This is a genomic window from Paenarthrobacter sp. TYUT067 (assembly GCF_023656375.1).
Taxonomy (GTDB): Bacteria; Actinomycetota; Actinomycetes; order Actinomycetales; family Micrococcaceae; genus Arthrobacter.
Genome location: NZ_JAMOIT010000014.1, coordinates 1 through 25498, shown reverse-complemented (window position 1 = coordinate 25498; position 25498 = coordinate 1). Strand labels below are relative to the sequence as shown.

The 25498-nt window shown below is 61.3% G+C and carries 24 protein-coding genes; 2 read left to right on the top strand and 22 right to left on the bottom strand.

Annotated elements, in window-relative coordinates:
- Window positions 1–31: 31 nt before the first annotated feature.
- The 22 genes from MOD31_RS13695 to dinB all read right to left on the bottom strand — a co-directional run bounded on the left by MOD31_RS13695 (window position 32) and on the right by dinB (window position 23597).
- The gene (locus tag MOD31_RS13695; RefSeq protein ID WP_142939519.1) at window positions 32–958 is read right to left on the bottom strand and encodes an RluA family pseudouridine synthase; all 927 of its coding nucleotides are present in this window, start codon (window positions 956–958) and stop codon (window positions 32–34) included.
- A complete protein-coding gene (gene lspA / locus MOD31_RS13690; RefSeq protein ID WP_142939520.1) occupies window positions 951–1559 on the bottom strand; it encodes a signal peptidase II in 609 nt (202 codons plus the stop codon). The genes MOD31_RS13695 and lspA overlap by 8 nt, the downstream gene beginning before the upstream one ends.
- A gap of 98 nt (window positions 1560–1657) precedes the next feature.
- On the bottom strand, window positions 1658–2356 hold the full coding sequence (locus tag MOD31_RS13685) for a DivIVA domain-containing protein (protein WP_142939521.1): 699 nt from the start codon (window positions 2354–2356) through the stop codon (window positions 1658–1660).
- Window positions 2357–2512: 156 nt separating this feature from the next.
- Entirely contained in the window at window positions 2513–2800 is a 288-nt protein-coding gene (locus tag MOD31_RS13680) for a YggT family protein (protein ID WP_024820479.1), read from the bottom strand.
- Between the two features lie 106 nt (window positions 2801–2906).
- Entirely contained in the window at window positions 2907–3443 is a 537-nt protein-coding gene (locus MOD31_RS13675; protein WP_142939522.1) for a cell division protein SepF, read from the bottom strand.
- An 85-nt stretch (window positions 3444–3528) separates the two neighbouring features.
- Window positions 3529–4287 (bottom strand): YggS family pyridoxal phosphate-dependent enzyme, encoded by a 759-nt coding sequence (locus tag MOD31_RS13670; protein ID WP_250820920.1) that lies wholly within the window; start codon window positions 4285–4287, stop codon window positions 3529–3531.
- Window positions 4280–5047 carry a polyphenol oxidase family protein gene (locus tag MOD31_RS13665; protein ID WP_223942289.1) on the bottom strand — a complete coding sequence of 256 codons (768 nt, stop codon included), beginning with the start codon at window positions 5045–5047 and terminating at the stop codon, window positions 4280–4282. The genes MOD31_RS13670 and MOD31_RS13665 overlap by 8 nt, the downstream gene beginning before the upstream one ends.
- A 27-nt stretch (window positions 5048–5074) precedes the next feature.
- Window positions 5075–6295 (bottom strand): cell division protein FtsZ, encoded by a 1221-nt coding sequence (ftsZ, locus tag MOD31_RS13660; RefSeq protein WP_250820919.1) that lies wholly within the window; start codon window positions 6293–6295, stop codon window positions 5075–5077.
- Between the two features lie 217 nt (window positions 6296–6512).
- Window positions 6513–7430 carry an FtsQ-type POTRA domain-containing protein gene (locus MOD31_RS13655; protein ID WP_142939525.1) on the bottom strand — a complete coding sequence of 306 codons (918 nt, stop codon included), beginning with the start codon at window positions 7428–7430 and terminating at the stop codon, window positions 6513–6515.
- Window positions 7423–8793, bottom strand: a complete 1371-nt coding sequence (murC, locus tag MOD31_RS13650) for a UDP-N-acetylmuramate--L-alanine ligase (protein WP_250820918.1) — start codon at window positions 8791–8793, stop codon at window positions 7423–7425. Before murC ends, MOD31_RS13655 begins: the two co-directional genes overlap by 8 nt.
- A complete protein-coding gene (gene murG / locus MOD31_RS13645; RefSeq protein ID WP_142939527.1) occupies window positions 8790–9908 on the bottom strand; it encodes an undecaprenyldiphospho-muramoylpentapeptide beta-N-acetylglucosaminyltransferase in 1119 nt (372 codons plus the stop codon). Before murG ends, murC begins: the two co-directional genes overlap by 4 nt.
- Before the next feature lie 6 nt (window positions 9909–9914).
- Entirely contained in the window at window positions 9915–11216 is a 1302-nt protein-coding gene (gene ftsW / locus MOD31_RS13640) for a putative lipid II flippase FtsW (protein ID WP_142939528.1), read from the bottom strand.
- A gap of 2 nt (window positions 11217–11218) precedes the next feature.
- Window positions 11219–12808, bottom strand: a complete 1590-nt coding sequence (gene murD / locus MOD31_RS13635; protein WP_142939529.1) for a UDP-N-acetylmuramoyl-L-alanine--D-glutamate ligase — start codon at window positions 12806–12808, stop codon at window positions 11219–11221.
- Window positions 12790–13899, bottom strand: coding sequence for a phospho-N-acetylmuramoyl-pentapeptide-transferase (gene mraY / locus MOD31_RS13630; protein ID WP_142939530.1), 1110 nt, complete (start codon window positions 13897–13899; stop codon window positions 12790–12792). The genes murD and mraY overlap by 19 nt, the downstream gene beginning before the upstream one ends.
- Window positions 13896–15386, bottom strand: a complete 1491-nt coding sequence (murF, locus tag MOD31_RS13625) for a UDP-N-acetylmuramoyl-tripeptide--D-alanyl-D-alanine ligase (RefSeq protein WP_250820917.1) — start codon at window positions 15384–15386, stop codon at window positions 13896–13898. The genes mraY and murF overlap by 4 nt, the downstream gene beginning before the upstream one ends.
- Window positions 15387–15392: 6 nt before the next feature.
- The gene (locus tag MOD31_RS13620; RefSeq protein WP_250820916.1) at window positions 15393–17039 is read right to left on the bottom strand and encodes a UDP-N-acetylmuramoyl-L-alanyl-D-glutamate--2,6-diaminopimelate ligase; all 1647 of its coding nucleotides are present in this window, start codon (window positions 17037–17039) and stop codon (window positions 15393–15395) included.
- Between the two features lie 102 nt (window positions 17040–17141).
- Entirely contained in the window at window positions 17142–18938 is a 1797-nt protein-coding gene (locus tag MOD31_RS13615) for a penicillin-binding protein 2 (protein WP_250820915.1), read from the bottom strand.
- A gap of 42 nt (window positions 18939–18980) precedes the next feature.
- Complete coding sequence (locus tag MOD31_RS13610; RefSeq protein ID WP_166842742.1) at window positions 18981–19649, bottom strand: hypothetical protein; 669 nt, start codon at window positions 19647–19649, stop codon at window positions 18981–18983.
- Window positions 19646–20644, bottom strand: coding sequence for a 16S rRNA (cytosine(1402)-N(4))-methyltransferase RsmH (gene rsmH, locus MOD31_RS13605; RefSeq protein ID WP_166842741.1), 999 nt, complete (start codon window positions 20642–20644; stop codon window positions 19646–19648). The genes MOD31_RS13610 and rsmH overlap by 4 nt, the downstream gene beginning before the upstream one ends.
- A 168-nt stretch (window positions 20645–20812) precedes the next feature.
- Window positions 20813–21244 (bottom strand): division/cell wall cluster transcriptional repressor MraZ, encoded by a 432-nt coding sequence (mraZ, locus tag MOD31_RS13600; protein WP_142939536.1) that lies wholly within the window; start codon window positions 21242–21244, stop codon window positions 20813–20815.
- Window positions 21245–21725: 481 nt separating this feature from the next.
- Entirely contained in the window at window positions 21726–22094 is a 369-nt protein-coding gene (locus MOD31_RS13595) for a DUF3040 domain-containing protein (protein ID WP_142939537.1), read from the bottom strand.
- 240 nt (window positions 22095–22334) lie between these two features.
- Window positions 22335–23597 carry a DNA polymerase IV gene (gene dinB / locus MOD31_RS13590; protein ID WP_250820914.1) on the bottom strand — a complete coding sequence of 421 codons (1263 nt, stop codon included), beginning with the start codon at window positions 23595–23597 and terminating at the stop codon, window positions 22335–22337.
- A 72-nt stretch (window positions 23598–23669) separates the two neighbouring features.
- Here dinB and MOD31_RS13585 point away from each other — a divergent pair, with 72 nt between their 5' ends.
- Window positions 23670–24248: a hypothetical protein gene (locus MOD31_RS13585; RefSeq protein WP_166842738.1), complete on the top strand. Its 579-nt coding sequence runs from the start codon at window positions 23670–23672 to the stop codon at window positions 24246–24248.
- Window positions 24245–25339: a polyprenyl synthetase family protein gene (locus MOD31_RS13580; RefSeq protein WP_166842737.1), complete on the top strand. Its 1095-nt coding sequence runs from the start codon at window positions 24245–24247 to the stop codon at window positions 25337–25339. Before MOD31_RS13585 ends, MOD31_RS13580 begins: the two co-directional genes overlap by 4 nt.
- The last annotated feature ends 159 nt before the right edge of the window (window positions 25340–25498 follow it).

The following is a 25498-nucleotide window of genomic DNA, read 5'->3' as shown; positions in this document are numbered from 1 at the left end:
ACAGAAATCGGACCCGGGCAGTGAAATCCGTCTATGCGGAGCCAGTGGCCAGCAGATCCAGAGCGTACTGGAGGTCCGCCGGATATTCGCTGCTGACTTCCACCCAATCGCCGGAGCGGGGATGGGTAAATCCAAGTTGACGGGCGTGCAGCCACTGACGGGTGAGACCAAGGGTGGCAGCCAGGCGGGGGTCCGCTCCGTAGGTGAGGTCGCCGGCACAAGGATGCCGCAGCGCTGAGAAGTGGACGCGGATCTGGTGGGTGCGCCCCGTTTCCAGATGCACTTCCACCAGGGTCGCCTTACCAAAAGCTTCCAGGACCTCATAGTGGGTCACTGAGGGTCGGCCGTCCTCGATGACGGCGAACCGCCAGTCGTGGCCGGGATGCCGTCCGATGGGGGCGTCAATGGTCCCCTGAAGAGGATCGGGCAGTCCCTGAACAACTGCGTGATACACCTTGTCCACGGTGCGTTCCTTGAAGGCCTTCTTCAGCACCGTGTAAGCGTTCTCGGTCTTAGCCACCACCATGACACCGGATGTCCCCACATCCAGCCGGTGAACAATCCCCGCACGCTCGGGCGCTCCCGACGTAGAAATCCTGTAACCTGCTCCGGCAAGGCCTCCCACTACTGTGGGGCCCACCCAGCCTGGTGAAGGGTGGGCTGCGACCCCCACCGGTTTGTCGATGACAACGAATTCGTCGTCGTCCAACAGGATCTTCAGGCCTTCCACAACTTCCTCCACGACTTCCAGGGGATCCGGCCGCTCGGGAACCGTGACATCAAGCAATGTACCGGCAACGAGCTTCGCCGATTTACCCAGCGCAACTCCGCCGCTGGTGACGTTTCCTTCTGAAATCAGCAGCGCGGCAGCAGAGCGGGAAATGTCCAGAAGCTGTGCCAGTCCGGCATCAACTCGCGCCCCGGCCAGCTCCTCGGGAACCACTATGGATTTACTCACCAGCGGGCTCCCCGTTGGTGCCGCCGGCGGATTTGGCATCTTTGGCCGGCTTTGGCGCTGCCACATGACGGGTTCCGTCCATGCCAACCCCCCGCAAGGTCAGGAGGCAGATAATGACGACGCCGGACACCACCGCCGAGTCTGCGATGTTGAAGATGGCGAAGTTCGGCAGCTGAATGAAATCCACCACATGTCCCATGGCGAAAGACGGCTCGCGGAACAAGCGGTCGGTCAGGTTGCCGAGGGCACCGCCAAAGAGCAGTCCCAGGGATAGCGCCCACCAGACCGAGCCCACCTTTCGCAGCTGAAAGAGAATCGCCACAGAGACCACAGCCATGACGATCGTGAAAACCCACGTCACATTCTCGCCGATGGAAAATGCCGCCCCGGAGTTGCGGATGTAGTACCAGTGCAGCAGCGGAGGCAGCACCGGAATGCGCTCACCCTCCGTCATGGTGCTGGTGACCCAAAGTTTGGTGAGTTGGTCAAAAACGTAGGCGAACACGGCGAAGCCGGCAAAAAGCCAGAGCATGGCAGGACGCCACTTACGGCGTCCGGCAGGCGTCGGCTGTGTGGCCTCAGCGGTGAAGTCGTCGGTCATAGTGCTTTCATTCGGGAAGCGTGCGGGCTGCTGTCGGTCTCTTAACAGAGAAAGCCGGCGGCCGAGGAGTCCTCAGCCACCGGCTTTCAGAATACTTGCTAAACGTCAGCGGTTGCTTCGCCAACCTCAGGGGCAGCGACGGAACCACGGGCGTCAAGGTCGCGGAGCTGACCTTCGATGTAAGCCTTCAGGCGTGAACGGTAGTCGCGCTCGAAACCACGGAGCTGCTCAACCTTACGCTCAAGAACGGAGCGCTGCTGCTCAAGGGCACCAAGGATCTTGCGGGACTTCTCCTGGGCGTCGTTGACGAGGCTGGAAGCCTCGATCTGAGCCTCGGCAATGATCTTTTCCTTCTGCTGCGCACCGTCGGAAACGTGCTTGTCGTGCATCTGCTGCGCCATGGCCAGCAGACCTGCAGCGGACTCAGCGGACGTGGTGACGCCATTGCTTGCAGCAGGTGCCTTCGGAGCTGCAGCAGCGGCTGCTGCCTTCTCGGCTTCCTTCTTCTTGGCATCTTCTGCGGCCTTGGCTTCGGCTTCCGCCTTCGCCTCAGCTTCCTTGTCAACCTTGACCGGGGCCGGAACCTTCTCGACGACCGGAGCCGCAGCAGTTGCAGCGGGAACGGCCGAACCGGCCTCGCCGAGCTTCTTGCGAAGTTCGTCGTTTTCCTGGTTCAAGCGGCGAAGTTCCACCACGATCTCGTCGAGGAAGTCGTCAACCTCGTCCTGGTCGTAGCCTTCGCGGAACTTGGTCGGCTGAAAGCGCTTGTTGACAACGTCTTCTGGCGTCAAAGCCATCTGGTCACCTCGTTGGTCTAGTTAGTCAGTAGGCCTTCCGGCCGTTCAAAACTACGGTACCTAAATATCATCTTGTTCCTCCAATTCAACACCATCGTGTTGATTTGGAGAATTTGCGGCCTATGGACCATCGGTGGCCCGGGTTCCGCGGAGCAACTACGCCAGGCTGTTGGTCACTGCCATGGCTATGCTGACGGCAATAATCAGGATCAAGAACCCAAGATCCAAGGAGATTCCGCCAAGTTGGAGGGGCGGGATCAGCTTCCTGAGCCTGCTAAGGGGAGGATCAGTGACGGAGTAGACCACATGGGCTGTAACCAACGCCACACCCCTGGGCCGCCACTGGCGGGCAAACATCTGGACCCATTCGAAGATGAGTCGGATGATCAGGGCGATGAAGAACAGCAACAACACAATATAGATAAGGCCGAAAACAATGCCCACGAGTTAGCTCAGATCTCCCACTTGTTCCGGAATGCCGATCGGTCCCTACTATTGCAACACAGATGCCAGGCGGGTTGACCCGCCTGGCATCCGCAAAAGACTGTTGTCAGCTCTGGTTGAAGAAGCTGGCCTGCGTTTCGCTGGCCTTTTTGTCATCCCCGATGACCTCAACGTACGACGGCGACAACAGGAAGACCTTGTTGGTCACCCGCTCGATGCTGCCGTGCAAGCCAAAGACGAGGCCGGCGGAGAAGTCCACAAGCCGCTTGGCATCGGACTCACCCATGTCAGTGACATTCATGATGACCGGAATGCCATCCCGGAAGCTCTCGCCAATGACCTTTGCGTCGTTGTACGAACGAGGATGGACGGTGGTGATCTGCCTCAGGCCCGAGGCATCTTCGCGGCTGGATGCCGCACGCTTGATGGGTGTCACGGGTGCGCGGTATTCCTCTTCGGCATCTACAGTGGGCATTTCACGGACAACTTCCCGGACGGGAGCGGGCGCACGGCGCTCTTCCCGTTCCTGTGCCTGGGGGCGTTCTTCATCGTGCTGCGTGGCGACGGACTGCTCAGATTCGTAGTGTTCATCGCCGTCGGCGAGCCCAAGATAGATCATTGTCTTGCGCAGAGCGCCAGCCATGGTGCACTCCTATCGTTTCTGCAGTAGGCGGGCCGCCATGACTTGACATATTGGAACCCCGGCCCGTCATTCCAATACTTTGACGCTACCCCACGGCCGGACGGGAACCGAGAATATCGGAGCCAATTCTCAGGTGTGTCGCTCCGAACTTCACGGCGGCTTCCAAGTCCTGACTCATGCCGGCGGATATACCGGTTGCGGCCGGATGCACTGCGCAGAGCGCTTTGGAAATCCCCGCGAGTCGCTCGAATGCCACATTCGGATCAGCCCCCAAAGGCGCCACGGCCATCAGTCCGGACAACACCAGACCGTCCGCCACCTCGATTTTTTCCGCGAGCATCTCAACATCGGAGGGCGTGGCGCCGCCCCGGTGTGCGCCGGCGTCGTCATCCAGGCTGACTTGGATGAAACAGTCAAGATCGCTTCGCCCCGTGGCATCCTTCTCCCTGGCGACGGCCTTGGCCAGAGCATCAACCAGCTGCACGCGGTCAACAGACTGGACCGAAGCAGCATACTTGACCACCGACTTTGCCTTATTGCTCTGAAGCTGGCCGATGAAATGCCATCGGACGTCAATCCCGGAGAGTTCAGCAGTCTTGGAGGCCGCTTCCTGGTCGCGGTTCTCGCCGACATCCTCGACACCAAGTGTCACCAGGCGGCGAACATCGGCCGCCGGATGGAATTTAGTCACCACCACCAACCGCGGCAGGTCAAGCCGTCCTGCAGTGCGGGTAGCGACGTCAATCCGCTGCCGCACCACCTCCAGCCGGGCCGACAGCTCAGCCGTGCGGGGATCACTTGATGATTCTTCCCGTTGTTGGTTGCCGTCTTTGAGGCTAGTCATGCGTCCACACCAAACCTGCAAATCGACCGGTCCGGGAGTCCCGCCGGTAAGAGAAAAGGGAGTCGTTTTCACGGGTGCATTCCCCCGAGTACTCCACGGGGACATCCAGTGAGTGCAACTGCGCGCGTACACCCGCCGGAAGGTCAAGGGCAGGTGTACCCCACGATGTGGAGGACCACGCTTCAGGTATTTTTTCTGCCACCTCGGCACGCAGCTGTTCGGGGACCTCGTAACACGAGCCACAAATGGACGGTCCGAGCCAAGCGCTGATATCAACAGCTCCCCGACGCCGCATTTCAGCGACAGTAGCGGGCACCACGGCTGAAGCGACCCCGGGACGCCCGGCATGGGCAGCGGCCAGAACGGGGCTGTTGTTGGAGTCGCTACCAACCAGCAGAACCGGGACACAATCGGCCACCATCACGGCCAAAGGCTGTGCTGATCGCCCGGGGATTGCAGGCGGGTGGGAGACTGCATGCTGTCCAGACGGTACAGGGGCAGCGGAGACCATGGCATCAGCGGTTGGTCCAGGTCCATGAGCTGCAATGAACTCCACATGATTTCCATGGACCTGGTTCATGTACTGGAACTGGCACGTACGCGAACCGTCCGGGCGCAAGCCGAGAGTGTGTTCCACCCGGGCACGACGAACCATCACTTCCGTGGGGTCGTCCTGTACGTGGAGAGCCAGGTTCCCGGCGCCTGTATCCGTGAAGGCTACAGAAACGCCGGGTCGTACTTCATTTCGCCACCAAAACACCTGGTACTGACTCTTTCGAACCGCGGCTTACTTCAGGAAGTCAGGAACGTCGAGATCATCGGAGCGGCTGCCCGAAAGGTCGGGTTCAACAACTGCAGGGAGGTCGACGTCAAAGCCGGAGTCCGCAGGCAAGGCCGACGGACGCTGCTGGCCCCAGTTGCTCAGGCCTGCAGCACCGATACCTGCCGTGGCGTGCTGCGGGGCTGCAGCGTTGGACGGCGCACTGCTCGGAGCAGCAGGCCTTTCCGAAGGCACCGGGTTCTGGGCCGGACGGGACTGATCCATGGAAGGCGAGGTTGCTTTGACGTCGTCGAAGCCCGCTGCGATGACTGTCACGCGAGCCTCATCTCCCAAGGCGTCGTCAATGACGGCACCAAAGATGATGTTCGCTTCAGGGTGGGCCACTTCCTGCACCAGGCGCGCGGCTTCATTGATTTCGAACAGGCCCAGATCGGAGCCGCCCTGAATGGACAGCAGGACACCGTGGGCGCCGTCAATGGAGGCCTCCAGGAGCGGCGAGGCGATGGCCAGTTCCGCAGCCTTGACGGCTCGGTCTTCACCACGGGCGGAACCGATGCCCATGAGGGCAGACCCCGCGCCCTGCATGACTGACTTGACGTCAGCAAAGTCAAGGTTGATCAGGCCGGGAGTGGTAATGAGGTCAGTGATGCCTTGGACACCGGACAGGAGTACCTGGTCCGCAGAGCGGAAGGCGTCCAGGACGGAGACATTGCGGTCGCTGATGGACAGAAGGCGATCGTTCGGGATCACAATCAGGGTGTCGACTTCGTCGCGGAGGGCGTCAATTCCAGCCTCGGCAGAGCCTGCACGGCGCCGGCCTTCGAAGGTGAAGGGTCGGGTCACGACGCCGATGGTCAGCGCACCGAGGGAGCGGGCGATGCGCGCGACCACGGGAGCACCACCGGTACCGGTGCCACCGCCCTCGCCTGCCGTGACGAAGACCACGTCAGCACCGCGGAGAACTTCTTCGATCTCGTCGGCGTGGTCTTCTGCTGCCTGCTTTCCGACCTCCGGGTTCGCTCCTGCACCCAAGCCACGGGTGAGCTCACGTCCGACGTCGAGCTTGACGTCGGCGTCGCTCATGAGCAGCGCCTGCGCGTCGGTGTTGATGGCGATGAACTCGACGCCCCGAAGGCCGACCTCGATCATACGGTTGACTGCGTTCACGCCACCGCCGCCGATGCCGACGACCTTGATGACGGCCAAGTAATTCTGCGGTGCTGCCACGTTTCGTGCCCCTTGCTTGTGTCCTATAGCGAAACTGATCGAGTCCAACTTGAATCCTTGGACCTTAACCCTCTAGTTGAAGGTTATAGTTATGTCAAGTAACTCTACTGCGACGGTATTTCCTCTGGTTCCCACATGCAATCTCCGCTTGCGCGTGTCGTGTGATTGCCGTGAAATAAGGCCACCGCCGGCCCGCAGGTTACGTTCTCAATACTGCCTATTTTGTGAATGGATGCCGGGGAACACTGACGTCGTAGATACTGACCGGGACCTTTGGGTCCGCCGGCATCCTCAGCAACGCCTCGAGTGCTTTGGCCTTCAGTTCCCTGTCCTCGGCATTGCCCCAGACTACCGTCTTTCCGTCCACCAGTTTCAGCTCAACGGCGTCGGGCGAGGCTGCAGAGGCGGTAGACATCCTGGCAAGGATGTCCGCGGGCAAGGTGTCCAGAACAGCGGCAATCGCCTTGAACAACTCCGTGTTGGTGGTGCCCACGCCAGCGTCGATCAACGGCAGGGCTACAGCGGCCAAATCCTGCGTCGCTCCGAGTTGAACGCCATCTACATCCACCATCACGTAGCTGTCACCCTGCTTGAGCAGTGCCACAGGAACGCGCTCGTCCACGTGCACCAGCAACTCTGACGGCGGCCGTGCTTCCATGGTTGCCGAACGGACCTGGACAAGTGGTTTCAGGAGCTCGTTGATCTCCTGTTCGCTGACTTGCGGCAACGGCTTGCCTTCCAAGCCTGACAGCGCCTTTTGCACCGCATCCGGCGTCACAAGCGATGTTCCGTCCACGGTTATGGTGCGCACTGCCAACACGGGAGAAAAGATGGCCCCTGCGATCAAGGATCCGACCACCAAAGCCACCATCGAGAGCGTCCAGAGCACCAGTCTCCGCTGACGTCGGTTCCTGGGCTCAGGAAAAGCAATGACGTTGTCAGTCCCTGGCGCCTTGCCGGCCTTCGCGGCACCGCCAGGCTTCGAGGGGCGACCCGACGCCACCGGGGCCTTGAGGTCAGTGTCAACAGATCGTTGTGCACTGATGACCTCCATTGGGTCACCTCCGGACCTCTCCGCCTTGCCGGGGCGCGGCTCCGTGGCCGGTTTGAAGGTGGGTTTCCGGGTGTTAGCCATCCAATGCCGCCACGATGGCAGGCCCGTAGGCAGTGACGTCTCCGGCCCCGACCGTCAGGACCACGTCGCCGTCGCTTGCAGCGTCCACCACGGCGTCCACGGCTTCACCGGCTGAAACGAGCCGGCCGTTCACCAAGTGATCGGTGATCAGCGTGCTCGTGACCCCCGGGATGGGATCTTCGCGGGCAGGATAGATGTCCAAAATCAATGCGGTGTCCGCCATGTCCAAAGCAGCGGCGAACTCCGTGGCGAACTCACGGGTCCGCGAAAACAGGTGCGGCTGGAAAAGGACGTGCACCTTCTTGCCGGCTGCCACTGAGCGCGCTGCCGATAATGCTGCGCGGACCTCGGTGGGATGGTGGGCGTAGTCGTCATAGACCCGCACTCCCCTGCCCTGGCCTTTGAACTCAAAGCGACGTGAAGCACCGGTAAAGAGGCCCAGTGCAGCCGCGGCAGCGCCCGGTTCCACGCCGAGTTCGACGGCGACTGCGAACGCCGCTGCGGCGTTCAGGGCGTTGTGCCGTCCCGGCACCTTCAGCTCAAGGCTATGGACGGCTCCGCCCAGGGCAACGGATACATCGCCCGGACCGCCGTCATGAAGCCGGACATCGGCAGCAGATGATGTTCCGTACGTCAGGACGCGCGTTATCCCCTTTGAGGCTGTCCGTTCCGCCAAGGCCAGGGCACCGGCGTCGTCGGCGCAAGCCAGCAGGACGCCGTTGGCAGGCAGGAGCGCGGCGAACTCATCAAAGGACGCGAAGACGGCCTCCGGTGTTCCGTAGTGATCCAAGTGATCCGCTTCGACATTGGTAACCACCGCAATCAACGGACGGTAGTTGAGGAATGACCCATCCGACTCATCGGCCTCTGCCACGAAAATATCGGATTCACCGTGGGCTGCGTTGACGCCCAGTGCCGGCACGTTCGCGCCGATCGCGAAGGAGGGATCCAGACCGGCTTCCTTGAGGAGTACCGCAACCATCGACGTAGTAGTGGATTTGCCGTGGGTACCTGCCACGGTGACAACCCGGTGCCCGGCCATGGTGGCGGCCAAAGCTTCCGAACGGTGAAGCACGGGCAACCCGGTCTGACGCGCCGCCACCAACTCCGGGTTGTCGTCCCGTATGGCTGAACCAGCCACGACCGTCTGGGCATCGCCCAGGTTTCCGGCGTCGTAGCCGACCGCAATACGCGCACCTGCCACGGCGAGGTCACGCATCACGGGCAGGTCTTTGACATCGCTGCCGCTGACGGGGATGCCCCGCGCCACCATAATGCGCGCGACGGCGGACATTCCCACTCCGCCGATTCCAATGAAGTGGACGCGTCCGAGGGACTCGAGCCGGGCGATGCTGGTGGTCATGCGGATACCGCTTCCAAGACAAGATCAGCCATCCGCTGATCGGCGTTTCTGATACCAAGTGCTTCGGATTTCCGAGCCATGTCATTGAGTTTGCTGCGGTTTGTCAGCAGCGGAATCAGTTCGGTCCGGAGCCACTCCGGGCTGAGATCCTTGTCATCGATCATCAGTGCACCGCCTGCGGCAACCAAGGGGGCGGCGTTCAGTGCCTGCTCTCCGTTCCCGATGGGCAAGGGCACGAACACTGCGGGGACTCCCACAGCCGCTACCTCGCTGACGGTGCCGGCACCGGCACGGGCCAGAATGACGTCGGCAGCGGCGTAGACGTTCTCCATGCCGTCCACGTACTCAACCTGCCTGTAGCCGTCGGCGGCGAGGAGTCCGCCGTCGTCATCCTTGACGGCTTTGCCTTTGCCCGTGATGTGGAGGGTCTGAATACCGGCAGCGGCCAGTGCGGGGAGAGCTGCGGTGATGGCACGATTGATGCTCAACGCCCCTGAGGAGCCGCCTGTGACGATCAAGGCCGGACGGTGGGCATCAAGCCCCAGCGCGGCCTTTGCCGCAGGCGCCGCAACAGCCCTGTCCACTTGCGAGATAGCCCGGCGCATGGGCATTCCCACGTGGCGGGCCCCCCTCAAGCGCGTCCCGGCAAATGCCACGGCAACATGCTTGCTGAACCGGGCGCCGACGCGATTAGCCAGGCCGGCCTTCATGTTGGCCTCGTGGATGACGATGGGGATCCGGAGTTTGCGTGCAGCAAGGTACATGGGCGTGCAGACGTACCCGCCCACACCCACCAGAACATCCGCGCCGGAGGCCTCCAAAATGTGCCGGGCCTGCCGGACCGCGCCGCTCAAGCGGGCGGGCAGCTTCAGGAGGTCCGCTGACGGCCGCCGCGGAAAGGGAACACGGTCGATGGTTGCGAGCTGGTACCCGGCCGCCGGGACGAGACGGGTTTCCATGCCCGACGGCGTCCCTACAGCCAGGATGGCGGCCTCCGGACGTTTGTCCTTGATGGCGTCGGCAATCGCCAACAGCGGGCTGACGTGACCGGCTGTCCCGCCGCCGGCAAGGACGACGGACAACGGCTTGGGCGCGTTTGCGGAGTCAAAAGTCATGAAGTGCTAGGTACGCTTTCGTGCAGTCTTGGACATGAGGCGCGGGAAGAATCCTGAACGCTGCTGCGCCGGCAATTGGCCGCGGGCCAAAGACAACACTACGCCCACACCGCAGAGGGACATGATCAGCGCGGAGCCACCATAGGAGATGAACGGAAGGGGCACCCCCACCACAGGAAGAAGTTGGGTCACCACCGCCATATTCATGCTCGCCTGGCCGAGCAGCCACACCATGATTCCACCAGCCAGCGTGCGTTGGAACGGGTCGGTCTGCCTCACGACTACACGGAAGATGGCGATACCCAGGATGGCGAACAGGACCAGGACCACGATGGTTCCAACAAGTCCCAGCTCCTCGCCAATAATGGCAAAGATGAAGTCGTTGTGCGCCTCCGGCAGCCAGTTGTACTTCTGCCGGCTTTGGCCAAGGCCCAATCCGGTCCAGCTCCCCTGTGCGAGGCCGTACATGCCATTGGTTGACTGGAAATCGAAGTCAAACTGCTCGGTGCACTGCGTGGAGGCTGTTCCCAACCACGAGGTGATCCGGCAGATCCGGTTTTGGCTGCTGATGGTCCCCAGGACGGCGCCTAGGGCGCCAACCGCGCCGGCAATGGCCAGCATGCGGCCGGGAACGCCGGCGAAATACAGCCCGGCAGCGGTAATGGCCGCGATGACGATCACAGTTCCGAGGTCGTTGCCCAACATCACCAAGGCAATGACGAGTCCTGCACCGGGAACCACCGGAATGATGACGTGCATCCAACGGTTAAGGAGTTTCTGCTTCCGCGCCAGAACGGCAGCGATCCACACGCAGAGGATTAGCTTGGCCATCTCCGAGGGTTGGAGGGTGATACCTCCAATGTCGATCCAGTTCTTGTTGCCGTTGACGGTGTTGCCCATGACCTGGACCAAGGCTAGGAGCACAATGACGGCCCCCAGCGCCCACCAGGAGAGTTTCTTCATCCAGTTCACGTTGGTCCGCGAAATGACGTACATGGCGATGAGTCCAACCACACCGAAGAGCGCCTGTTTGAGGGCATCAGCATAGGGCGACTTGCCCTCGGAAATGGCTTCAACGCTTGACGCGGACAACACCATCATGATCCCGATCGCCGTCAACGCGAGGGCGCAGCCGAGAATCAGATAGTAGGTGGAGCTGTTAGGTGCCTTGCTCTTTCCTTCAAGGCTCTCCCAAAAGCCACGCAGGTGTCCGCGGAGCCCTGAGGGGCGGCTGCCGTCACCTGATGCCGGCTTGGGCTTCCCGTCCCGGGGTTCTTTGCCGCGGGTGCGGGTGGGCGTGCTGACCATTGTTACTCCTCGGTGGTCGGTGCCTGCCCTTCCACAAGCTCGCGAACTGCCAGGACGAAAGCGTCGCCACGGTGAGCGTAGGAAGAGAACTGATCCATGGATGCAGCCGCCGGTGCCATCAGCACGGTATCGCCAGAGGCAGCCACTTCGGCCGCCGATGCCACTGCCCGGGCCATGATGGTCTCACCGTAGATAGGCGAAGCTGCGTCTCCGGCTGCGGTCTGCACTCCTTCAGTGTCGCCCTTTGAAGGCGCGATCACGGGGACATCGGGTGCGTGTCGCTGGAGGGCCCCCTCCAGTGCCTCAGTATCAGTTCCGATAAGGACTACGGCTTTGAGCCTGGGCGCGTGCTCTTTGACGAGGTCGTCGTAGTTGACGCCCTTGGACAACCCGCCGGCAATCCATACAACCTTCTGGAAAGCCGAGAGTGCCGCGGAGGCTGCGTGCGGGTTGGTTGCTTTGGAGTCGTTGATCCACAAGACGTCTTTGTGGTTCGCCACCAACTGGATGCGGTGGGCACCTGGCAGGTAATTGAGGATGCCTTGTTTCACGGATGCGGCATCAACTCCGTAGGCCCGCACCAGGGCCGCCGCCGCAAGGGCATTGGCCACCATGTGGCGGGGTGCCACCGGGCCAAGATCGGACATTGAGGCAAGTTCCGCGGCAGAGTCTTTGCGTTCGGCAATAAAGGCCCGGTCAACAAGGAGGCCATCCACCACGCCCACCATGCTGATGGCCGGCGTGTTGGTGGTGAAACCGATGGCCCGGCATCCCTCAACGACGTCGGCGTTCTCCACCATACGTTCAGTTTCAATCTGTTCGGCGTTGTAGATCGCCGCCTTTTGGGTGTTCTCGTACACCTTGGCTTTGTCCGCGAGGTAGGAGGCGTAGGATCCATGCCAATCAACATGGTCCTCGGCAACGTTCAGGCAGACGCTCGCTACAGGAGACAACGAGTGGCTCCAATGCAGCTGGAAGCTGGAGAGCTCAACAGCGAAAGCATCGTAGTCCACCGGATCCCGGAGTGCGTCAAGAATAGGGGTGCCGACGTTACCCACGGCGATTGCTTTGAGCCCGGCCGCCTGCAGCATGGATTCGGCCATGCCGACTGTGGTGGTCTTGCCGTTGGTACCGGTAATCGTCAGCCAGTCCGCGGTCTTGCGCCCTGCCCGCTCCCTCAGCCTCCAAGCGAGTTCGACGTCGCCCCAGACTTGGATGTGCTTGCGCTTGGCCGCGGCAAGCAGGGCCTGATCCGGGCGCCATCCTGGCGACGTGACCACGAGGTCCGGCAAACTTCCGTCGATCAACGGGAGAGCCGTCACGGCTTCCTCCCCCAACAGCACATCAACGGCACCCACGATCTTGAGGGTGTCGGCCTGGGCCTTGGCCTTGGCGCTGGTGGCTGCGTCAACCACAACAACTTTTGCGCCGAGTTCGATGAGTGTGTCGGCTGCAGCGAAGCCGGAGACACCTATACCTGTCACCACAACGCGCAGACCTGACCAGTCAGCATCCCAGCTGGTCAGTGTGCTGAGCCTCTCAGCGTTCGATGACAGAGTTTCCGGGCTTTCGTTCACAGCAGCACCACCCATTCAGCGTAGAAAATTCCAAGGCCCGCAGCCACAAAGAGCCCGGCGAGAATCCAGAACCGCACCACCACCGTAACTTCTGCCCAGCCCTTCAATTCAAAGTGGTGTTGCAGCGGAGCCATCTTGAAGACGCGTTTCCCGCCGCTCAGCTTGAAGAAGCCCACTTGGATGATGACGGACAAGGTAATGAGTACAAAGAGCCCGCCAATGAACGCAAGCAGGAGTTCGGTGCGTGAGAGGATAGCGAACGCCGCAACGGCACCACCAATGGCCAAGGAACCTGTGTCACCCATGAAGATCTTGGCAGGTGAGGTATTCCACCACAGGAATCCCACCAAGGCGGCACTCAGAATCGCGGCCAACAGGGCGAGGTCCATGGGGTCCCGGACCTGATAGCAACCGCTGCCGGCTTCCCGTGGTGAGCCGCAGGCCTGGTTGTTCTGCCAAATTCCCATGATGGTGTAAGCGCCGAAGACCATGATGGACGCTCCGGCAGCCAGGCCGTCCAGGCCGTCGGTCAGGTTAACGCCGTTGGTAGCTGCGGTGATGATCAAGTTGGACCAGAGCACAAACAGGATGGCGCCCACTACTGTCCCGCCGAACGCGAGGTCCAGCCACGGAATGTCGCGCACCAGGGAAATTTGCGTGGATGCGGGCCGCAGGCCGTCCTCGTTGGGGAACTGAAGGACCAACACCGCAAAGATGATGCCCACAGCTGCCTGCAGGATCAATTTGGCGCGTGCGTTCAGGCCAAGGCTGCGCTTGTTGGAAATCTTGATGAAGTCATCGAGGAAGCCAACAAAACCCATGCCCACCATGAGGAACAGCAGCAGCAGTCCAGATGCCGAGGGGCCGGCGGAGGCCGGATTCATGATCCACATGATCAGGTGTGTCACGAAGTAACTGATCAGTACCGCGGCCACCACTACGGTTCCGCCCATGGTGGGCGTGCCGCGCTTGGTGTGGTGGGACGTCGGTCCGTCGTCCCGGATGAATTGTCCGTAGCTCTTGGCCACAAGGAACTTGATAAACAGGGGCGTCCCGATCAGGGCCACCAGAAGGGCGACGCCAGCGCCGATCAAAAGTGCAATCACAGCAGCTCGTTCCCTTCGCTTGCGGCAGCTTCATCCGCGTTGTCTCCGGTGGGCTCGGCCCGTGGAGGTAATGCTATCCGATCACCCAAATGCCGAAGGCCCACACCGTTGGAGGACTTGAAGAGCACCAGGTCGCCGGGCTCCAGCTCATTTTGAAGGAGCTCGTAGGCTTCTTCCACTGTCTCGGTGAAGGAACATTCGTCACCCCAGGAGCCTTCCTGGATGGCGGAGACGTAGAGCGCACGGGCTTCACGCCCCACCACCACCAGCCTGGAAATGTTCAGGCGGACCACTTGGGTGCCCACTGCAGTGTGTTCACGGATGGAGTCCTCGCCCAGCTCGAGCATGGCTCCCAGAACAGCCCAGGTCCTTCTGCCTTGTCCCAGGTCCGCCAGCGTGCGCAGGGCAGCCCGCATCGATTCGGGGTTGGCGTTATAAGCATCGTTGATGATGGTGACGCCGTCTTCACGTTCAGTCCGTTCCATCCGCCAGCGGCTGGCTGCGGACTGGGAGCTGAGCGAGGATGCGATGTCAGCGGCCGGGATGCCTGCGGCGAACGCGGCGGCGGCTGCTGCCAACAGATTGGTGACATGGTGACCACCGATCAGGCGGCTTCGCACCTCAACGGCCGGGCCGCCGTCGGGCAGCACCAAATCAAAATCAGGGAAGCCTTGCTCATTGACCACAACGTTGCGCGCTTCCACTTCTTCAGTGGTGGCCGGCGAGGCCGTGAAGCCCAACACTTTGGCCTTGGTCCGGGTGCGCATGGCAGCGACGCGGCCATCATCGAGGTTGATCACAGCCGTGCCGCGCTCCCCCAGTGCTTCCACCAATTCGCCCTTGGTCTTGGCGATGTTCTCAACGCCTCCGAATTCACCGGCGTGGGCCGTGCCAACCACCAGAACCACACCGATGTCCGGCTTGACCATCTCGGCCAGGTACTTGATGTGGCCCAGGCCGGTAGCGCCCATCTCGATCACCAGGAAGCGGGTTCCGGCGTCCGCGGCAAAGACCGTCAGCGGCACACCTACCTCGCCGTTGTAGGAGCCTTGCGGCGCCACCGTGGCACCGGCGGTGGACAATACACCGGCAAGGAGGTCCTTGGTGGTGGTTTTGCCCGCAGAACCGGTGATCCCTATGACGGTGAAGTCCTCGCCGAGGCTCTTACGCTCAGCGCGGATGCGGCTGACAGATTCCGCTGCCAGCTCGCCCATGGCCACCACAGCGTCGTTAACCACGACGGCGGGATAAGGGCGGCCGTCGGCGTCGGTCACTTCACGTTCGGCGAGAACCAGGACGGCACCGCGTTCGAATGCGGCATCGACGAAGTCATGCCCATCAGCGTGCTCGCCGGGTTTGGCCACATACAACGATCCGGGCGTCGCTTCCCGGGAATCAGTGACGACGGAGGTGGGGACGATGTCCGGATCTCCGGTCAATCGGCCATGGGTGATGTCGGCGATCTCCGCCGCAGTAAGTGCAATCATCTCGGTTTAGGACTCTATCCGCTGGTCCGTTGAAACGCTGAATCCCTTGGATGTCAAGGCGGCCCGCAACTCCACCCTGTCGTCCAAGGCAAGATTCACGCCCTTGACCTCCTGCCACACCTCGTGGCCACGCCCGGCGATGAGGATGGTGTCGTCTTTGGTGGCCACGTTGACGGCCAGTCTGATGGCGGCATCCCTTGGATAAGACTCGATGATTTCGCTACTCAGGTCCTCGGAGTCCCGTGCAGCGTAGGCGCCCTGGAGGACCTCGGCCCGGATGGCTGCTGCGTCTTCGTCGTGGGGATCGTCATCGCTGATGATCACGACGTCGGCCAGGCGGGCAGCGATTGCGCCCATGGTGGGCCGCTTGCCTTGGTCGCGCTGGCCCGTTGCACCGAAGACCACGATGACCCGCGATCCCTCTTTCGGAGAACGAACGGCTTCCAGGGCACGGGACAGAGCGTCCGGATTGTGGGCAAAATCAACAACCGAGGCAGGCTCTGCTGAAACGAGCTGCATGCGTCCGGGGACCGCAACAGTGAAGGGGTCATGCGCATCCAAGGCAGTCTGGAGCGTCTTTTCGTCGACGCCGGATGCCAGGACCATGATCGTAGCCAGGGCTGCATTGGCCACATTGAAGTCTCCCGGCAGGCCGGTGTGGACGTGAAGGGTTCGGCCGTCGACGTGCCTGAGCTCAAATTCCGACCCCAGCCCCCGCGCCGTGATGGACCCAACGCTCCAGTCGGCGTCGGCGCTGCCCTCAACGGGGGGCTTGGTTGCGAGGGTGGTTACCGGGATGTCGGCTGAATCGGCCAGCTTGCGGCCCCAGTGATCGTCCACTGTGACCACCGCGCGCCTGGCCCTTCCGGCAGTGAAGAGTTCCGCCTTGGTTCGGAAGTATTCGTCCATGCTGCCATGAAGGTCCAGATGGTCCTGGGTGAGATTGGTGAAGCCGGCAACGTCGAACATCACTCCGTCCACCCGGCGGAAGGAGATCGCGTGGGATGAAACTTCCATGGATGCCGCGTCCAAGCCCCGTTCGCGCATCAGAGCCAGCAACGCATGGACATCCGTGGACTCCGGGGTCGTGAGGAGGCTGGGGATCGCCGCCCCGCCCGCAAGGATCTCGATGGTCCCGATCAGGCCGGGCTTCTTCTTCAAGGCGCTCAGCAAGGAGTTGATGAAATAGGTGGTGGTGGTCTTTCCGTTGGTACCCGTAACCCCGTACAGAGTCGGGAACCCGCCATCCGCCGGCTGGCTGCGATAGATCAAGGCAGCCAGGCGTCCGACGGCGGTACGCGGCTCGGCGACAATGAGTACCGGTACGGGCTGGTCACCTGCAAGCGCCAGCTGGCGCGCTCCGGCGTCGTCCGTCACGACCGCAACCGCACCTGCGTCAATAGCCTGCGGAACGAAGTCCGCACCATGGCGGGAGGCTCCGGGCAGGGCCATATAGAGGTCGCCGGCTTCGACAGCCCGCGAGTTGAGGGAAATGCCCGTCACTCCCCTGTCCTGGCTGGCGGCAGGAACGGCAACACCGAGTGTTTCCGCGATGGTGGCCAACGGTACTGCAGCCACGGATGCGGGACGAAAGCCGCTCTGGCCGGCGTCCGGGGTCGTGGCGTTGGTAGCTGCCTCATGGTGCTCTGACACGTGGTTCTCCGTTGGTGCTCGTGGAACGACCGGCTTGGGGCCGGCGGCGCCCAGGCCGTTGGTGGTGGATCGCTATTTAGCCGAAACAGACGCCCAAGAAGCTTACTTGACGAACTGCGGCAACCGCGCGGGCGTCCCGGTGGACGGGGCCACGTTGTAGGTCCGGAGGACCTGGGACATCACGGACCGGAACACCGGCCCATTCGTGACGCCATAGATGTTTCCTTTGGGCCGTTGGAGGACGACTTCCACGATGAACCTCGGGTCATCCATGGGGGCCATGCCCACCATGGAGGCCGTGAAACCGTCAAAGCCGGGCAGCCCATCCTCGCGGGGCGCCTGGGACGTTCCCGTCTTGGCCCCCACCCTATAACCGTCGATGGCTGCATCCTTGATCTGCCCCTCGGTCACGGCGCTTTCCAGGATGTCCCGGACCTGCTGGGCAGTTTCCTTGGAAACCACCTGGCGTGAGTCCTTCGCGGGAACTTTCTGTTCCTCACCCTCCGGAGTGATGTAGCTGTCAATAAGCCTGGGCTGCAGCATCACGCCATCATTGGCAATACTTTGGAAAGCACGCACTGTCTGGAGTGTCGACTGGGAAACGCCTTGACCGAAAAGCACCGTGTACTGCTGGCGGTCATCCCACTGCTCGGGCTTGGCCAGTATGCCGGTAGCTTCCGCTGGAAGCCCAATATCCGTTTGCTCTCCAATACCGAATTTCTTCAGCCAGTCGTACCGTTGTTCCTTGGTGAGCCGGCTACCCGCCATCACCGTTCCGGTGTTCATGGACCACCCCAGGATTCCGGCAAGGGTGCGCTCTTCAGTGCCGTGCTCAAAAGCATCGGTGAACGTCTGCCCGTCAATGGTGTAGGCCGAAGGGATGGTGAAGTGGTCCAGGGGAAATGACTTCCCCTCCTCGATCACGGCCGCGGCGGTCATCATCTTCTGCACGGAACCGGGCTCATAGGCGGCTGTTACGGACCTGACGCCGCGATCCTTGGCATCGACTTTCCCGGGGTCGTTGGGGTCCGGCGCATTGGTATCGGCCAAGGCAATGAGATTGCCCGTTTTGGTGTCGATCACAATGATGGAACCCCACTCGGCGTTCATCTTGTTGACTTGGCTCTGGATGGCCTGCTGGGCAAAGTACTGGATATCAGTGTTGATGGTCAGTTTGACGTCGCTGCCATCGACGGCCGGAGTGAGTTCATCTGTCGCCACCGGAATCCTGAGTCCGTCAGCACCTATTTCAAAGACACGTTTACCTTCAACACCACGAAGAATCTCGTCCTGCGTTTGCTCTATACCAGACTGGCCGCTGGTTCCATCCTTGAGGAAACCGACCACACCTCCGGCGACGCTGCCGTTGGGATAAACGCGCTTGCTGACGCCTTCCGCGCTGAGTCCGGGGATATAGAGCTTCGAGATCCGGTCTTCCAGCTCCGGCTTCACGTCCTTTGCCACCATGAAGTACTTCTTGTCTCCGGTCAGTGACGTTCGGATGGTGCTTTCGTCTGCCCCCAGAAGCCCGGCGAGGTCGGCAATCCCTTGATCTCGGGTGATCTCGTCCAGCTTCTCGGTCTTCTCATTGAAGCGATGGAAGGTTTCTGTCCCGGTGTTGACCGTCTGGTCCACCACGATGTTGTACCGGATCACACTACTGGCCAGCACTGTGCCGTTTGCGTCCACGATCTGTCCCCGCTCGGCAGGGAGTACCTGCGGAGTCAGGCGGCTCGCCAAGGCGGCTTCAGCCATGCCGCCCATGTCCAGGCCCTGGACCATGAAAAGCTTGCCGCCCACCACCAGCAGCAGGGTCAGCATGATGCCAAGGCCAACGCGCAACCGCTTTCTTGCCGCCGGCGTCTTCGTTTTTGTCGATGTGCCGGGGTTCTTTGCCACGTTGATTCCTTGCTGCTGGCCCTGCTTCGGTGGTCTGACGATCTACTGCCCTGGTGCCTTCTGCCGGGGTGCCGGTACCGATCCCCCGTGGAGTTCAACAGGCGGGGCAGCGGCAGGGGACGCGGTGGGTGCTGCCGGGGTGGACGGCGTTGCTGCCGGAGCCACCGGAGCTGCTTCCGTAGTGCGGCTTTCCAAGGGGTCTTTGGTTGTCACCGACGGAACCACATCAATCAACCCCTCAACGGCCGGGGCTGCAAGCAGGGCACCGGGGTTGTCTCCCTTGACCGCCGGTGATGCCTTGCCGGTCACTGCCATGGTGTTCAGATCGATCTGACCCTTGACCGTGGAAGCAACCATTCCCAATTCTGCTGCCTTCGCAGCCAGGTTCTGCGGAGCTTCGTAGTTCTGCTTCTTCTGTGTCAGGTCCTGGTTTTCCTTATTCAGCGTTGCAGCTTCGGCTTTCAGCTGCACCAATTGGTACTGCGCCGTGGACACGGAGATGTTCAACACCAGAACCGTCAGGAGTGCGGCCGCCATCGCCACAAAGCAAAGGACGACGAACGGCGTCCTCCGCTTGCCCGGGGCACTGCGTACCACCGACAAGGGCGTGCGGGCTTTGCGACCGGTTTCGGCCTTTTCCGACGGCGCGGAAAGGCTGCCGGCAGAGCTACCCACTGTGGAGGGCAAAATCTTCGCTGCGGCGTTGCTCATGCGTCTCTCCTCGGTTTGATACGCTCCACTGCCCTCAGCCGGGCAGACGCCGCACGGGGATTTTCAGCGATTTCAGCTGCCGTAGGCACTTCCGTGCCCTTGGTGATGGTCTTTAGTTCGGGTTTATGTTCTTCAAGCTCCACCGGGAAACCGAGCGGCGCAGATGATTTGGAACCAGACTGGAAAACTGACTTCACGATCTTGTCCTCCAGCGAGTGGTAAGACATCACCACGATCCGACCACCCATGGCAGTCGCGGACACAGCTGCCGGAACTGCCCGTTCCAGGACATCGAGTTCTTCGTTGACCTCAATCCGCAAAGCCTGGAAGGTGCGCTTGGCGGGGTGTCCGCCACTTTTGGCGGCTGCAGCAGGGACAACGCTACGGATCTGCTCTACGAGCTCCCCCGTGGTTGCAAAAGGTTTGTCCGTGCGGGCATTGACGATCCTGTTGGCTATCCGCCCGGCGAACTTCTCTTCGCCCCATTTGCGGATGATGCGCACCAATTCGTCTTCACTGTAGTTGTTGACTACATCAGCCGCTGTTTGCCCGCGGCTGGTATCCATCCGCATATCCAAGGGTGCGTCGTACGAGTAGGCGAAGCCCCGCTCACGCTCATCGAGCTGCAATGAGGAGACCCCGAGGTCCATCAGAATGCCGTGGACTTCTGCTATGCCGAGGTCCAGAAGGACGTCCTCGATCTCGTCGTAGACCGCGTGGACGAGGTCGGTCCTGTCGGAGAAGGGTTCCAATCGGGCACCGGCCAGAGCCAAGGCTTCCTCGTCACGGTCGATGCCCACGAGGTGGAGATCCGGGAAACGCTGCAGCATTGCCTCCGAGTGTCCGCCCATACCCAAGGTGGCATCGATGGCCACGGGGGTATCACCGCGTTTTCTGGCAGCTTCAAATCCGGGAGCGAGCAGGTTGATGCAGCGGTCTTTCAGGACGGGCACGTGGCGCTCCGATGTGGGCTTTGCCGCGTCCTGCTCTTCCACGCTGCCTCCTCTTTCCTCAATCGCTTACATGCTGTTTCTTGAATCGGATCCCCATCCGCGCCTATCGGCCGCCGGCCTGGCTCAGGGGAAGTTGAGCCAGGAAGACAGTTCGATGGGCGGCTGGAGATCCCATTCAAGAAGCTGGACTGCGGCTTCATCCAACCGGGGTCAGATGAACCCGGGCAGATTCTCGTCATCCGTTTCCGAGAAGGCTGCTTCCTTCTCGTTGAGGTATTCATTCCAAGCTTCGGCGTCCCAGATCTCGGCCCGGGTACCGGCTCCAATGACCGCCAGCTCCCGACCAAGCCCTGCGTAAGCCCGGAGCGCCGGCGGAATCGTCACGCGCCCCTGCTTGTCAGGTACCTCATCAGAGGCTCCAGACAGGAAAACCCGAATGTAGTCACGCGCCTGTTTGGAAGACAGTGGTGCCTCCCGCATCGACTCGTGAATGCGCTCGAATTCTTTCTGGCTGAAGACGTAGATGCAGCGTTCCTGGCCCCTGGTGAGAACCAGTCCATCGGCAAGCTCCTCGCGGAACTTGGCTGGAAGGATGATTCGACCCTTTTCATCGAGACGCGGCGAGTGAGTACCCAGAAACACTGGCCCCACCGCCCCTCAATCAAGGTGCCCGCACATGCCCAACACTGCCACTACCCTCTTATGCTCTCCACTTTACTCCACAACGCCCCACAGTCAACGCACCATGGTGCGTTTCTCCACCACTTTGAGATTCATCCGCCCTGAACTCACGCGGCATTCCGGGTGGTGGCGGAAAGTGGAGGAACAATGCGAAGGCAGAGAGTCGCGCGGGCCCCGCTTCCGAATTTCGCACACGAAAACCGGTAAATACGGCTCTGATCGGGGGCAAGGGGAGCAATGTGGAGAAAAGGGTGGAATGTGGAGCGAGCCTTGGAACGTCCGTGGATGGGGAAACGGACCGGCATTTCCTGGCTGAAGGATCTTCAGCCTTAAACGCGAAAAGACCCGCAGCGCGGGTCTTTCGTTATGTCCCCTGGCACCTTAGGGACAAGGCTGACTCAGGTAAGGCCGTGGCAGCCTAACGCCGATTCGAAGCGGACTGTCAGTTGTCGTCGCGACGCCGTTCGTCCCATCGCTCTTCCAGGCTGCTCATGAACGAGCTCTTTGGTTTGCTCTTACCGGGCTTCCCTTTGCTGGCTTTGCCGAAGGCCGCGCCACGCAACGTAGCGAAATAGACGCCAGCACCCATGACAACGAAGCCGAGGACACCCACAGGTATCGCCTGCAGTGATACTCCAACAAGCAGGAGCAGGATACCGGCAATGGCACCAAGCACACCTATGATCACATGCCGGGTAGACCAGCTGCGGATGGGATCCGACCCCATGGTGTTGGCAAACTTCGGATCGTCCTCATGAAGTTGCTTTTCAAGTTGCTCAAGCAGCTTCTGTTCGTGCTCCGAGAGGGGCATCGCGACCTCCTTTAGTCAGCCAGCGTCTGGACATAACGCTTCCTGTGCGTCTGTTTCCATAACGATCGGACCAAGAAAATCGTTCCCCGAAAATCCCCTCTTGGTTCAGCGGGCATCTCGGGGCCGACTGTTCAGGAAACAGTTTGTCCAGACGATCTAAATCTCTGTAATAAATAGGATAGTTTGTCGGACGCCGTTCTGAAAGACGCCCGGAGTCCTGCCGCAAAACCCCTTCGTTCCTCAGGTGTCCGTTGCGGGCTTGCCGGGTTCCAGTAACCGGGCCGGAAGAAGGGTTTTGGACCCGAAACGCTCGGAGACACGGTCCAATGCCTGTTCGGCCGCCCGCCAGTTGTCATCCCGTCGATCAAGGCTTAACTGCAGAGACGTCTGACCTGCCGGCTCCAATTGCTCGGCACGCACCCCTACCAATCGAACGCTCATGGACCGGGTGCCCAAGGATTCAAGGAGTTGCACGGCCACTTGGTAGATCAGTTGGGCGCTGTCCACGGGGGTCTGCATGGTGCGGCTGCGTGTGACCGTTGAGAAGTCCGCGTAGCGAAGCTTCAGCGCCACGGTCCTGGCCAGCATGCCTGAGCTCCTCAGCCGGATGGCAGTGCGGTGCGACAGGCGCAGCAATTCCCTGTGCAGCAAGGCCTCGTCTGACGTATCCACGGAGAACGTCTCCTCCGCTCCGATGCTCTTCTCAAGCCTGGTTGGAGTTACCGGGCGCGGGTCGATACCCATGGACAAGCGGTGAACGTGCTCACCGCTTGCTCCCAGAACTTTTTTGAGCGACGCCAGCGGGGTTGCAGCGACATCGGCCACCGTGCGGATGCCCAGACGCGACAACACTTCGGCCGTCTTTCCTCCAACACCCCACAATGCGCCGACAGGAAGACTATGCAGATAACGGATGGAATCCTCGGCATCGATCTGGAGGATGCCGTCAGGTTTGCACCTCGTTGATGCGATCTTGGCAACGAACTTGGTGCTGGCGATTCCTACGGATGCCGTGATGCCAAGTTCGGACTGGACCCTGCGGCGGATGAGGTGGCCGATGTCCATCGGTGACCCAAGGCGACGAATTGCTCCGCTCACATCCAGGAATGCCTCGTCTACGCTCAGCGGCTCCACAAGGTCTGTGATGGAAGCGAAGATCTCCATGAGCCGGGCTGAGACCTCGTAATACTCCTTGTGCCGGGGGTTGATGATCACCGCAGAAGGACACCGCCTCATGGCGATGGACATCGGCATGGCCGACTTCACGCCCGTGGCACGGGCCTCATAGGAAGCGGAAAGTACTACCGATCGTTCCGCGGGGAATCCTACGATCACAGGCTTGCCTCGAAGCTCCGGACGGCTACGCAGTTCGACGGAGACAAAGAAGGCGTCCATATCCACGTGAAGTATGCTGGTTCGCCGCATTTCCCGCAGGGCATCTCCGGCGCTGCGGGCGGGCTTGCTACCGGCGCTTTGAGCGCCACCGAATGCTTCCTGCCTCACATCGGCAATACTATGCCCGGCCACTGACTAAACTGGAGGCACAGTCCGGCTCAGCCCCAGGAAGGATACCCTGTGAAGCTCTTTGGAACTCCTCAATCGCGAGGGTTTGCCCTGCTCGCAGTCAGTGTCGCTTTGGCGGCGTCAGCATGCACACCATCGCCCGGCGGTACGGCAGCGCCGTCCACATCTGGTGCCGCTTCGGCATCCACCCAGGCGACGTCAACACCATCCCCGTCCGTTTCGGGGTCCACAGCCTCACCTGAAACTACGACGTTCACCGAATCGCCCGCGCCGGCACCGGACACCACAGCAACGGTAAATGCGCTGGTTCCTGGTTTTCCTGCGCAACTTATTCCGGTCATGCCCAACACTTCCATTCGTTCAAGCAGCGTGGATAAGAGCGAGGCAGTAGCCACCGTGGCTCTGGTTGGAACGGTCAAGGCCCCACCCGAGGGTGTTGTGGACTACTACAAGACCTCCATGGAAGCTCAGGGCTTCAAACTTGTCCCGGGGCCGTCCGCTGTTGGGAACGTCACGTCCTTGGATTTCATTCGTGGTGACGGCGAAACGGTGAATGTCTCGGTGAGGCAAAAAGAAGGCGTTTCAACGTTCACTATCGGTGCGAACGTGGCGGCCGGGTCCGTCAAGTGACGGCCGCTTCACTTGTCAGCTCGGAGCAGGCACAGTTCATTGGCGGTGTCGCCGGCAGGTTGAACGGGTTCCTGTCCTCCCAACAGGAACTCATGGCGTCGGTTTCTCCGGACGCCGAACCACTCATCGGATCCATTTCGGCCCTCGTTACCGGCGGCAAACGCCTCCGGGCACTGATGTGCTACTGGGGTTGGAGGGGCGCCGGAGGCGCTTCCGACAACCAGGACATTGTCACCGCCGGGTGCGCCTTGGAACTCTTCCAGGCGGCCGCCCTGATCCACGACGACATCATTGACCGATCCGACACCCGCCGCGGCGGTCCCAGCGTGCACAAACGGTTCAGCCAGCTCCATGAAGTCAATGGGTGGGCGCTGGACAGCGGGCGGTTTGGAGATGCGGCTGCCATCCTGACCGGCGACCTCTGCCTTTCCTTCAGCGAGGAATCCTTCACGGAAATCGGCCCCCGGGCAGCAGCTGGAAGCCCTGCACGCCGGATCTTCAACGTGATGCGGGCTGAAGTGATGGCAGGTCAGTACCTGGACATCCTGGAGGAAGTGGCCGGCCCCGTGCGTGACCGGGCGGGATCTGTGGCGCGGGCACAATCCATCATTCGGTACAAGTCCGCCAAATACTCAACTGAGCACCCGTTGGCGTTGGGCGGTGCACTTGCCGGCGCACCGGCCAGCCTGATGACAGGGTATTCGGAGTTCTCCTTGCCCTTGGGCGAAGCATTCCAAATGCGCGATGACGTCCTGGGTGTCTTTGGAGATCCCGAAACTACCGGCAAGCCCGCCGGGGACGATCTCCGGGAAGGCAAAAGGACCGTGTTGGTTGGGTTTGCCATCAACCAGGCACCCCGCGCCGAGGCAGATTACCTTGACCGCATGCTCGGCAATCCTCTCCTGATGGAGGACGAAGTAGCTGAGATTCGGCGCATCATGGTCCAATGCGGTGCTTTGGAAGCCACGGAAGCGTTGATCGGCGAGCTAAGCGATAGAGCCTTCGAAGCTCTTGAACGCCTGCCCCTTGAGGAACTGCCGCTGGTGGCATTGCGCCAGCTGGCCGAAGCAGCTGTCAGCCGTGCGGCCTGACGCGGAACCCTTGCCCGACGCGGATACCTTGGACGGTCCGAATTCAAAGCACTTGTGAAGCGCCCCCAACGAATGGAGGGGCCTAAACACATGCGACGACGACGGCGGTGAGAGTCCCCCACCGCGACACCCTCGACCCGATCCCCTGTCTCGGAAAAC